General features: G+C 67.0%; 10 protein-coding genes and 1 rRNA gene. 7 read left to right on the top strand and 4 right to left on the bottom strand.

What is annotated here, in order from left to right; all coding sequences use genetic code 11:
• The first annotated feature begins 229 nt into the window (after nt 1-229).
• The 4 genes from rrf to DAT37_RS05040 all read left to right on the top strand — a co-directional run bounded on the left by rrf (nt 230) and on the right by DAT37_RS05040 (nt 2,270).
• Nucleotides 230-346 (top strand): 5S ribosomal RNA (gene rrf / locus DAT37_RS05055).
• Between the two features lie 150 nt (nt 347-496).
• Nucleotides 497-1,180, top strand: coding sequence for an endonuclease NucS (gene nucS / locus DAT37_RS05050; protein WP_109523502.1), 684 nt, complete (start codon nt 497-499; stop codon nt 1,178-1,180).
• A 36-nt stretch (nt 1,181-1,216) separates the two neighbouring features.
• Nucleotides 1,217-1,936, top strand: coding sequence for an endonuclease/exonuclease/phosphatase family protein (locus DAT37_RS05045; RefSeq protein ID WP_109523501.1), 720 nt, complete (start codon nt 1,217-1,219; stop codon nt 1,934-1,936).
• A 37-nt stretch (nt 1,937-1,973) separates the two neighbouring features.
• Nucleotides 1,974-2,270: an ATP/GTP-binding protein gene (locus tag DAT37_RS05040; RefSeq protein WP_109523500.1), complete on the top strand. Its 297-nt coding sequence runs from the start codon at nt 1,974-1,976 to the stop codon at nt 2,268-2,270.
• A 212-nt stretch (nt 2,271-2,482) separates the two neighbouring features.
• On the opposite strand, the gene DAT37_RS05035 is transcribed toward DAT37_RS05040, so the two are convergent.
• Together DAT37_RS05035 and mce are read right to left on the bottom strand one after the other, a co-directional pair.
• Nucleotides 2,483-3,481 carry a coiled-coil domain-containing protein gene (locus tag DAT37_RS05035; RefSeq protein ID WP_109523499.1) on the bottom strand — a complete coding sequence of 333 codons (999 nt, stop codon included), beginning with the start codon at nt 3,479-3,481 and terminating at the stop codon, nt 2,483-2,485.
• 86 nt (nt 3,482-3,567) lie between these two features.
• The gene (mce, locus tag DAT37_RS05030; protein ID WP_109523498.1) at nt 3,568-4,041 is read right to left on the bottom strand and encodes a methylmalonyl-CoA epimerase; all 474 of its coding nucleotides are present in this window, start codon (nt 4,039-4,041) and stop codon (nt 3,568-3,570) included.
• 142 nt (nt 4,042-4,183) lie between these two features.
• On the opposite strand from mce, the gene DAT37_RS05025 reads away from it, so the two are divergent.
• From DAT37_RS05025 to DAT37_RS05015, 3 genes are all read left to right on the top strand, one after another.
• Nucleotides 4,184-5,368, top strand: coding sequence for an acetyl-CoA C-acetyltransferase (locus DAT37_RS05025; protein ID WP_109523497.1), 1,185 nt, complete (start codon nt 4,184-4,186; stop codon nt 5,366-5,368).
• 146 nt (nt 5,369-5,514) lie between these two features.
• Nucleotides 5,515-5,883, top strand: coding sequence for a DUF3817 domain-containing protein (locus tag DAT37_RS05020; protein ID WP_109523523.1), 369 nt, complete (start codon nt 5,515-5,517; stop codon nt 5,881-5,883).
• 61 nt (nt 5,884-5,944) lie between these two features.
• A complete protein-coding gene (locus DAT37_RS05015) occupies nt 5,945-6,787 on the top strand; it encodes a tetratricopeptide repeat protein (protein WP_109523496.1) in 843 nt (280 codons plus the stop codon).
• A 301-nt stretch (nt 6,788-7,088) separates the two neighbouring features.
• Here DAT37_RS05015 and glgB read toward each other — a convergent pair whose 3' ends face one another.
• Together glgB and DAT37_RS05005 are read right to left on the bottom strand one after the other, a co-directional pair.
• Nucleotides 7,089-9,266, bottom strand: a complete 2,178-nt coding sequence (gene glgB / locus DAT37_RS05010) for a 1,4-alpha-glucan branching protein GlgB (RefSeq protein ID WP_109523495.1) — start codon at nt 9,264-9,266, stop codon at nt 7,089-7,091.
• Nucleotides 9,263-11,269, bottom strand: a complete 2,007-nt coding sequence (locus DAT37_RS05005) for an alpha-1,4-glucan--maltose-1-phosphate maltosyltransferase (RefSeq protein WP_109523494.1) — start codon at nt 11,267-11,269, stop codon at nt 9,263-9,265. The genes glgB and DAT37_RS05005 overlap by 4 nt, the downstream gene beginning before the upstream one ends.
• Between the last annotated feature and the right edge of the window lie 17 nt (nt 11,270-11,286).

Here is an 11,286-nt window from a genome sequence, read left to right as displayed (position 1 = left end):
GACTGGTACTAATAGGCCGAGGACTTACCAACAAAGAAGCTACGCGTCCACTGTGCGGTATCTGAAACAACACACAGACACTGCAGCAGACACCCCGAAACACGATTTTCGGTGTGTGTGCGAACCTCCGATATTCACATTCAGGTGTGGGTGGGTTCGGGGTTCGTGAACACATCGGAAAATGTGTGGTGGGGGTGTCAGCGCTGTTGTGTGGATAGTTTCATAGAGTTACGGCGGCCATAGCGGCAGGGAAACGCCCGGTCCCATTCCGAACCCGGAAGCTAAGCCTGCCAGCGCCGATGGTACTGCACTCGACAGGGTGTGGGAGAGTAGGACACCGCCGGAACATCATTGCGAAAGGCCCCCAACATTGTTGGGGGCCTTTCTGCGTTCCACGACTCCGTGTTCGTGGAACGAATGGCCCGTCTGATGTCGGTGATCGATGTATCGGTCAGGCGCCGGGTGGCCGACCGACCGTAGGCCCTAGACTCGACCGGTGCGCCTCGTGATAGCTCGTTGCCAGGTCGACTATGTCGGTCGTTTGACCGCCCACCTCTCGATGGCCCGCCGTCTGTTGATGATCAAAGCCGACGGTTCGGTGCTGGTGCATTCCGACGGCGGATCGTACAAGCCGTTGAACTGGATGAGCCCGCCGTGCCGTTTGCAGGAACGTCCGGACGACGTACCCGAAGGTGCCAAGGCCTACTGGGTGGTGACCAACAAGGCCGGCGAAGAACTGCGTATCACCATCGAGGAGATCGAACACGACTCCTCGCATGAACTCGGGATCGATCCCGGACTGGTGAAAGACGGTGTCGAGGCCCATCTTCAGGAGTTGCTGGCCGAACACGTCCAGACGCTCGGTGCAGGCTACACGTTGATCCGACGCGAGTACATGACGGCGATCGGTCCGGTCGACCTACTCTGCCGGGACGCCGCGGGAGCGACGGTCGCGGTGGAGATCAAACGCCGCGGTGAGATCGACGGTGTCGAACAGTTGACCCGCTACCTGGAATTGCTCAACCGGGATCCGTTGCTCGCGCCGGTCGCCGGTGTCTTCGCGGCGCAGCAGATCAAGCCGCAGGCCCGCACGCTCGCCGAGGATCGCGGTATCCGTTGCCTCACCCTCGATTACGACGCGCTGCGTGGTACGGAGAGCAACGAATTCCGTTTGTTCTGATCCCCCAAACTTCCCGATATCGCGAGTAAGAGATTCATGATCACGGTCGCCACCTGGAATGTGCTGCATCGCGTCCACGCCGAGAACTGGTACGAAGACGTCTCCGCCAGGTGGCCGAACGAGACCGATCGCATCGCCTCGATCAGCGACCGGGTCGCCAAGCGCTCGGAACAGATCATCGCCCTCCAAGAGGTGAGCGGTGATCAGTTGGCGAGCCTGCGGGCGGCCATGCCGGACCGGACCTTCTACACGCTGCGTTACCCACGGGTGCCGAAGTTGCGGCGCGGACCGACCGCGCTCGATGACCGAGTCGAGTACCTCGTTCTGGCCGTGCGGGATTCGGGCCGCGAGATCGCGGCGCAAGCCTTCGAGCGCGATCACGGCAAGGGCGTGCTCGTCGTCGAGGCGTCGGGTTTCACGGTGCTCGCGACTCACGTGACCGGCGATCAGCGGCGCTGGGAGCAACTGGGGCGGTTGCGCGAACTCGCGCGCGAGGCGTCCGGGCCGGTGGTTCTACTCGGCGATTTCAATATCGACCGCGAGGTGGTGGCGGAGCGGCTCGGACCGGAATTCACGGTGGTTCCGCTGCCCGCCGACGGGTTGCCGACGCGGCCGCGCGACTCGGGGGCGAAATCCCAGTTCATCGATCACGTGGTCGTCCGCGGCGCGGTGGCGAGCGACGCGATGGTGGACAGTGCCGATGGTCTGTCGGACCACAACCCGGTCCGCGCGACCCTGGCGCCGATCGAGGGCTGAACTCTCCCGGGGCGGGGTCGCGAATATCCTGGACGGCATGCCCCGCCGGAAACCTCCCGCCAGCAGTCAGGATCGGCGATCCGCGCCGCTCGGCGACGTCTTCGGCCGCACCGAATCCGGTCCCGACCGCGACGAGACCTATATCGTGCGCAGCATTCCCGGGAGCCGTGCGGTCAAGACCTACCGGTGTCCCGGCTGTGATCACGAGATCCCGCCCGGGGTGGCCCATATCGTCGCCTGGCAGGCGGACGGCGGTGAGGACGATCGCAGGCATTGGCACCAGGGGTGCTGGAACGGCCGGAGAACCCGTCGCATCACCCGTCGGTGGTCCTGACGCACTCGGCCGTGCGGGCGGGCTCGCATCATCGAGGCGGTATGCGACCGGGGCGATGACCCGCAGCATCCCCCGGCGTCCTCGGTCTGCTTCGTCGGCGGCACTGCCCACGGCGATCGTGTCCGGGAAGCAGGGAAGGCCGCCCCTGGGAGGGACGGCCTTCGGATGAACTCTGGTGCTGGTCGTGCGTCGTCGCCCGAGGCGCTCGGACGTCAGTTCGAGATTTCGGCGTTCTCGCGCTCGTCGGCGTCGATGTCCTCGTCGTTGGCCGCCTCCTGGATGGCCTTCGCGCGGGAACCGCCGACGGACTTGGCGTTGCCACTGCCGATCGACTTGCGATCCGGAACACCGTCGAGCAGTTCGCTTTCCCGGTTGACCGCGGCGAGCATCGCGGGCACCGAATCGAGCTGACCGCGGATACCGAGCAGCTGGGCGAGCACCCGGCCGCGCAGCACGCGCATCTCCTCGGCCAGTTCTTTCGCGTGCGCGATCTTGCGCTCGGAGGTCTGGGTGGCGGAGGTGATGAGGCGGTTGGCCTCATCGGTGGCATCCTTGATGCGCTGGGCGGCCTCGGCGCGGCTGGTGGCCTCGAGCTCCTCCATGGCGCGGGTCAGCTTGGTACGCCGCTCCGCCATGGTGACCTCGAAGTCCTGCTGGTTGGCCTTACGCTTGGCATCGGCTTCCTTGCCGAGGCGGTCGGCCTCGGCCTGGGCGGCCTCGATGATCTTGCCGGACTCGGTACGCGCGTTCGCGAGGGTCTGCTCGAATTCGATATCGAGCGCCTCTCGCTTCTCCTTCGTCTCCGCGAGCAGCGACTCGTACTTGCCGCGCATCTCGGTGGCCTGTTGCTCGGCGATCGACACCATTTCGGCGGCCTCGGCCTGCGCGAGCGCGCGGACCTCGGAGGCTTCGTCGGACGCCAATCGCAGCATGCGTGAGATGCGGTCGGACATGCCTTCCGCGGTGGTCGGCGGAACCGAGAGTCGGTCGACCTCCTTACGGAGTTCGTCGATCTCGTCCCGCGCGTCCTCCAGTTGGCTTGCGAGGTTACGTGCTTGCGCCGCAGCGGCATCGCGGTCAGTGGCGGTGACCCTCAGCTCCGCGTCGAAGCGGTCGAAGTAGTTGCGTACCTCGTCTTGCGCATAACCCTTGCGCACAACGGTGAAGGGCAGTGCAACGAAGCGATTGCGATCGGACTCAGGTGACGACATGGCACACAAACTACAGCCTACGGCCACATGATGGTGACTCGACCGCGAATGTGATTCGGATCAGTTTTCCTGCTCCGATCTTGATACTAGTGCGTAACATTCGGGTTCGGTTCGACCAATTCGATCAGCACACCGCCAGCATCCTTCGGGTGGATGAAATTGATGCGGGAATCGGCGGTTCCGTGCCTGGGGGCGTCGTACAGCAAACGTACGCCGCGGTCGCGCAGGTGTGTGGAGACGGCCTCGAGATCGGTGACGCGGTAGGCGAGTTGCTGGAGACCCGGGCCGCTGCGGTCGATGAACTTGGCGATGGTGGAGTTCGCGTCCAGGGGCGCCAGCAACTGTAGGGCAGTCGCGGAATCGGACGCGCCGGGTAGCGAAAGCATCGCCTCGTGCACGCCCTGGCTCTCGTTCACCTCCCGGTGGGTCTCGATCATGCCCAGATTTTCGGAATACCAGGCGATTGCGGTGTCGAGGTCGGGGACCGCGATACCGACGTGGTCGATGGCGATGACGTAGTCGCCGGGGATGAATTCGGACGTCTCCTGTGCAGTGCTCACTACTCGACGGTAGCGCGGACCTCCGGAGACACGCCCGGTGTGGGCAAGCTACCGTTGAGTACAAGGCTTTGTCGTCGTGCCGCGACGGTGCTCCCGGTGAGCCCGGTCCGTCCGACCCGATCTACTGAATGCGAGGCTCCTCGTGACCACAACCGTCATCGTCTCCGGTGCGCGTACCCCCATCGGTCGCCTGCTCGGCGGCCTGAAGAGCTTCAGCGGTTCCGACCTCGGCGGCTTCGCCATCAAGGCGGCGCTGGAGAAGGGCGGCGTCGCGCCCGAGCAGGTCGACTACGTGATCATGGGTCAGGTGCTGACCGCGGGCGCGGGGCAGATTCCGGCCAGGCAGGCCGCGGTCGCCGGTGGCATTCCGATGGACGTCCCCGCGCTCACGCTGAACAAGGTGTGTCTGTCCGGTATCAGCGCGATCGCTCTCGCGGACCAGCTGATCCGGGCGGGCGAGTTCGAGATCGTCGTCGCGGGCGGCCAGGAGTCGATGAGCCAGTCACCGCATCTGCTGGAGAAGAGTCGCGAGGGGTTCAAGTACGGCGACGTCACGTTACGCGACCACATGGCATACGATGGCCTGTACGACATCTTCACCGACCAGCCGATGGGCGCGCTGACCGAACTGGGCAACGACAGGGATTATGTCGCCCGCGAGGAGCAGGAAGCGTTCGCGGCGGCCTCGCATCAGCGCGCGGCGGCGGCCTGGAAGAACGGTGTCTTCGACGACGAGGTGGTTCCGGTCGCGGTACCGCAGCGCAAGGGTGATCCGGTGCTGATCACCGAGGACGAGGGCATTCGGGCCGACACCACGACGGAATCGCTGGCCAAGCTCAAGCCCGCGTTCCGTAAGGACGGCACCATCACCGCCGGTACGGCGTCGCAGATCTCCGACGGCGCCGCCGCGGTCGTGGTGATGAGCAAGGCCAAGGCCGAGGAGCTGGGGCTGAGCTGGATCGCCGAGATCGGCGCGGCGGGCGTGGTGTCCGGCCCGGATTCGACCCTGCAGGCCCAGCCCGCCAACGCCATCGCCAAGGCCTGTGCGCGCGAGGGCATCTCGCCGTCGGATCTGGATCTGATCGAGATCAACGAGGCGTTCGCCGCGGTCGGTATCGCCTCGGCGCGCCAGCTCGGCATCGATCAGGACAAGGTCAACGTCAACGGTGGCGCGATCGCCGTCGGCCATCCGCTCGGCATGTCCGGTGCGCGCATCCTGCTGCATCTCGCGCTGGAGCTGAAGCGGCGCGGCGGCGGCGTCGGCGCGGCCGCGCTGTGCGGTGGCGGCGGTCAGGGTGACGCGCTGATCGTCCGGGTTCCGGCCTGAGCGCCGGGTAATCCTCCCGGCGAACAGTCGCGCGCCGGGTAGTTGTCTCGACACCGCCGCCGGAACCCCCGGCGGCGGTGTCCGTTTCGTCCGGTGTGACGGGTGCAACTACGTATCGTCGTAGTATTTGCGGCACAATGGGCGCCATGGGTTACTTCGATCTGCGCAGCGTTGCCGGTAGGTTCCGATTCTTCGCGGTGCTCGAGGCACTGTCGTGGTTGGGCCTGTTGATCGGAATGGCGTTCAAGTACATTCCCGAGCCGGGCAACGAGATCGGCGTGAAGATCTTCGGACCGATCCACGGCGCCGTCTTCGTGCTGTTCCTGCTGAGCGCGCTGTTGGCCGCACGCGAACTGCGCTGGAACTGGCTGACCACGATCCTTGCGCTGCTGTCGAGCATCCCGCCGTTCTTCACCGTGGTATTCGAGGTCTGGGCGGCCCGTACCGGCAGGCTCGGCACGCTCGAAACCGTCGACTCGACCGGCACCGCGGCAGCCGCCGGCGCGACGTCGTGACAAACTGGATGCCGTGACTCGACCTGCCGCACGCCGTCCTTCGCCAGCCGCTGTCGCCGCCATGTCCGGGGCGGTGGATCTGTCCAGTCTGAAGCAACCCCCTGCCGGTAGCGCGGGCGCCGATCACGCGGTCTCGGTGGCGGATTTCGAGACCAAGGTGCTGCGTCGTTCGACGCAGGTGCCCGTGGTCGTCGCGCTGTATTCGCAGCGCAGCCCCGGTAGCGTCGAACTCGTCCGCACGCTGGAGCGTTTCGCCGCGGCCGACGGCGGCACCTGGGATCTGGCCACCGTCGAGGCCGAGAGCAATATGCAGATCGCGCAAGCGCTGCGGGTGCAGGGCATTCCGACCGTGGTCGCGATCGCGGGCGGACAGCCGCTGGCCGATTTCGAGGGCGCGCAGCCCGAGGAACAGGTGCGGCAGTGGCTGGACGCGGTGCTCGACGCCGTCGCGGGCAAACTCGAGGGCGGCGCGCCCGGCGAGCCCGAGCCCGCCGAGGATCCGCGTTTCACCGCCGCCGAGGATGCGCTCGAGCGCGGTGACATGGCGGGCGCCGAAGCCGCCTACGAGGCGATCATCGCCGCCGAACCCGCCAACGCCGAGGCCAAGAACGCGCTGCGGCAGCTGCGGTTCCTCGCCCGCGCGCAGGAAGTGCCGGAGTCGACCATCGCCGACGCGGACCTCGATCCCACGAATGTCGATCTCGCGATCGGCGCCGCCGACCTCGAACTGCTCGGCCAGCAGCCGGAAGCGGCCTTCGAGCGGCTGATCGGTGTGATCAAGCGCACGGCGGGCGACGACCGGACCAAGGCCCGTACCCACCTGCTCGAACTCTTCGAACTGTTCGATCCGGCGGAAGCTTTCGTCGTCGCGGCCCGTCGGAAACTGGCCGCCGCGCTGTACTGATCTCGACGCTCGGCCCCGCCATCGCACACAGCGACGGCGGGGCCGTTCCAGTCGGTGCGGGATCCGGCGTTCGGCCGGTTGTCGCAGCGACACCACCGTTGACAACGGAACCCGTCTGCGACCGCCGTGCCGTGTTGGACTCGGTTGTCCGGGTAGCTGTCGCTGCGATGCGACGGTCGGCGCGGTGCTCGTCTGCGACGGCGGTGCCGTCACGTGCGGGACTCGGTGTCCGGGCAGTTGTCGCAGCGACGCGACCGTTGCGCGCGAATGTCCGGCAGCCGACCGGCCGTGCGTTACCGGGTCAGGCGGGTGGTCCGGCCAACCAGATCGCGCTGTTGGGAGCCAAGGCCAGCGTCGCCGAGACCGGACGGCCGTGCCACGGTGTGTCGTCGGTCTTCACCGAACCCATGTTCCCGATGCCGGAACCGCCGTAGTCGGCCGCGTCGGTATTGAGGATCTCGGTCCACTCACCCGACGACGGCAGTCCGACGCGGTATTCGCCGTGCACCGCGCCGGAGAAGTTGTACACGCAGGCGATGACCGAACCGTCGGACCCGTAGCGCAGGAACGCGAGCACATTGTTCTCCCGGTCGTTCGCCTCGATCCAGGAATGCCCGCCGGGATTGGTGTCCTGACTCCACAGGGCCGAATGCGCCCGGTAGACGCTGTTCATGGCCGACACCGCGTCGGAGATGCCGCGGTGCAGCGGATTGTCCAGCTCGGCCCAGTCCAGGCCGCGATCGTGGGACCACTCGCGGAACTGGCCGAAGTCCTGGCCCATGAACAGCAGCTGTTTGCCCGGATGCGCCCACATGTAGGCCAGCAGCGCGCGGACGCCGGCGGCCTTCGCGAAATCGTCGCCGGGCATGCGGGTCCACAGCGTGCCCTTGCCGTGCACCACCTCGTCGTGGCTGATGGGCAGGACGTAGTTCTCGCTCCACGCGTACATCAGCGAGAAGGTGATCTCGTTGTGGTGCCAGTTGCGGTGGATGGGATCGCGCCCGAGGAAGCCGAGCGTGTCGTGCATCCAGCCCATATTCCATTTCATCGAGAACCCGAGACCGCCGACGTCGGTGCCTCGGGTGACGCCGGGCCAGGTGGTGGATTCCTCGGCGATGGTGACGACGCCGGGGTGGTGCCGGTGCACGGTGTCGTTGAGGTCCTGGAGGAAGTCGACGGCTTCCAGGTTCTCCCTGCCGCCGTGCACGTTCGGTTCCCACTCGCCTTCCGAACGCGAGTAGTCCAGGTAGAGCATGGAGGCGACGGCGTCCACGCGCAGCCCGTCGATGTGGAACTCCTCGATCCAGTACCGCGCGTTGGCGACGAGGAAATTGCGGACCTCGTTGCGGCCGAAATCGAAGATGTAGGTGCCCCAGTCGAGTTGCTCCCCGCGACGCGGGTCCGGGTGCTCGTAGAGCGGAGTGCCGTCGAATCGGGCCAGCGCCCATTCGTCGCGCGGGAAATGGGCGGGCACCCAGTCCAGCAGGACGCCGATTCCGGCGGCGTGCATGCGGTCGACGAACACGCGGAAATCGTCGGGCGATCCGAAGCGAGAGGTGGGCGCGTAGTACGAGGTGACCTGGTATCCCCACGAGCCGCCGAAGGGATGTTCGGCCACCGGCAGCAGTTCGATATGGGTGTACCCGGCCGCGGTCACGTACTCGGCGAGCTGCTCGGCGGCCTCGAGGTAGGACAGGCCCGGCCGCCAGGAGCCGAGGTGCACTTCGTAGACGCTCATCGGCGCGCGCGTCGGGTCGGCGCGTTCACGGCGTTCGATCCAGTCGCCGTCGCGCCACTCGTGCGCGCTCGCGGCGACCACGGATCCGGTGGCGGGCGGGAGTTCGGTGGCGAAGGCCAGCGGGTCGGCGTGATCGACGGTCCGGCCGTCCGCCCCGTGCACCCGGTACTTGTACCTGGCGCCGACACCGACGCCGGGCACGTAGACCTCCCACACCCCGGAGGAGCCCAGTGCGCGCATCGGCGCGGAGTTGCCGCTCCAGCCGTCGAAATCGCCGACCACGGTGATGCCGCGGGCATTGGGCGCCCACACCGCGAACGAGGTGCCGTCGACCTCGCCGTCCAGTGTGGTGTAGCGACGGGGGTGGGCGCCGAGCACTTCCCACAGCCGGTCGTGTCTGCCCTCGCCGATGAGGTGCAGGTCCAGGTCGCCGACGGTGGGCAGGAAACGGTAGCCGTCGGCGCCGATCACCCGCTGTCCGCCGCGATAGGTGGTCACGACGCGGTAGTCCATGATCTCCGGATACGGCAGCGGCGCGGCGAAGACGCCGTGCCCCATCGACGTCAGCGGATGTTCGGTGTCGCCGACCCGTATCGCGACCGATTCGGCGTGCGGGCGCAGTACGCGCACCACCGTGCCGTCCGGATGCGGATGCGCGCCGAGCACGGTGTGCGGGTCGGCGTGGGTGCCCGCGGCGAGCAACATCAGATCGCGGCGGTTGATGGTGGCCGTGCGGTTCATGTGAACGACTTCCGGTAGGCCAGTTCGGTGCGCGCCCGCTGCGGCACCGGGGGCAGGGCGATGATGTGGGCGACCGCGCGCGCGGGATCGAGGCGGACGTAATTCGTCTGCGCCCAGTGGTATTCCTCGCCGCTGACCTCATCGACAACCACCGGGTGGTCGTGCCACTCGCGCCCGATCGCGGGCAGGTCGAGGGAGAGAAAACCCTGTTCGGCGCCGTAGGGGTTCAGATTCACCACGACGAGCACCGCGTCCCCGGTGGCCGGATCGAATTTGGAATACGCCAGCAGGGCGTCGTTGTCGACGTGATGGAAACTCAGGCAGCGCAACTGTTGCAGTGCCGGATGGTTGCGGCGGATCTCGTTGAGCCGGGTCAGCCACGGCTCCAGTGATTCTCCGCGCGCCAGCGCCTCGGCGAACGGTCGCGGGCGCAGTTCGTATTTCTCCGAATCCAGATATTCCTCGCTGCCCGGCCGCACCGCCTGGTGCTCGAAGAGTTCGAAACCGGAATACACGCCCCAGGTGGGGGCGAGCGTCGCCGCGAGCACCGCGCGGATCGCGAACATGCCCGGCCCGCCGTGCTGGAGGCTTTCGTGCAGGATATCGGGGGTATTGACGAACAGATTCGGTCTGGCCTCGTCCGCCTTGGCCGCCAATTCGTTGCCGAATTCGGTCAACTCCCACTTGGCCACCCGCCAGGTGAAATAGGTGTAGGACTGACTGAAGCCACGTCGGGCCAGGCCGTAGAGGCGGGCGGGGCGGGTGAACGCCTCCGACAGGAAGAGCACATCGGGATCGGTGCGCCGCACCGTGCAGATCAGCCACTCCCAGAAATCGGCGGGTTTGGTGTGCGGATTGTCGACGCGGAAGATCTTGACGCCCAGTGAGATCCAGTGCCGCACCACCCGCAGCACCTCGGCGTAGAGGCCGTCGGGATCGTTGTCGAAATCGATCGGGTAGATGTCCTGGTACTTCTTCGGCGGATTCTCGGCGAAGGCGATCGTGCCGTCGGGCAGGGTGGTGAACCATTCGGGATGCGAGGCCACCCAGGGGTGATCGGGGGCGCACTGCAACGCCAGATCCAGCGCCACCTCCATCCCCGACCGTGCCGCGGCGGCGACGAATTCGGCGAAATCGGATTCGGTGCCGAGCGCGGGGTGGATCGCGTCGTGGCCGCCGTCCTCGGATCCGATCGCCCACGGTGAACCGACGTCGTCGGGTTCGGCGGTCAGGGAGTTGTTGCGGCCCTTGCGATTCACCGTGCCGATCGGGTGGATCGGCGGCAGGTAGACGACATCGAACCCCATCGCGGCGATGCGCGGCAGATCCTTGATCGAGGTGGCGAAGGTGCCGTGCACCGGTCTGCCGTCGGCGTCGCGCCCGCCGGTGGAGCGCGGGAAGAATTCGTACCAGGAACCGAAGAGCGCGCGCGTCCGCTCGACCGACACCGTGTGCAGCGGACCCCTGGTCACCAGATCCCGCAACGGAGTGGCCCGGAGAATCTCGGCCACCTCCTCGGAGAAGGCGGGCGCGACCCGCGCCGGAAGCTGTTCGTCGGCTCGCAACGCGACCGCGACCGCGCGCAGACGCTCGAACTGCTTCTTGGGGACGGCCTGCGCGGCGCGTTCGAACAGCCGCGCGCCGCGTTCGAGATCGTTGGCGAGGTCGACGGCGCTCTGACCGACCGAGAGTTTCGCCTCGACGGCATGTCGCCAGGTGGCGATCGGATCGCTCCAGCCCTCGACACGGAAGGTCCACGCACCGGTCACGTTCGGGACGAACAGCGCGTTGAACACGTCGGGTTCCGGATCCGGCGCCATCCGGATCCTGGTCACCCGGGAAGCACCCGGCGCGCGCACCGCGAGCGTGGCGGCGACGGCGTCGTGGCCTTCGCGCCACACCACGGCGCGCACCGGGAAAACCTCGCCCACGGCGGCCTTGGCCGGTCTGTGTCCAGGTCCAGCGGACGGGGAGGTGTCATCGATGGCGATGCGGCCGGTCACGGGGACCAACCTACCGC

The organism is Nocardia aurea (assembly GCF_003123685.1).
Taxonomy (GTDB): domain Bacteria; phylum Actinomycetota; class Actinomycetes; order Mycobacteriales; family Mycobacteriaceae; genus Nocardia; species Nocardia aurea.
This window is presented reverse-complemented; position numbering and strand designations above follow the sequence as displayed.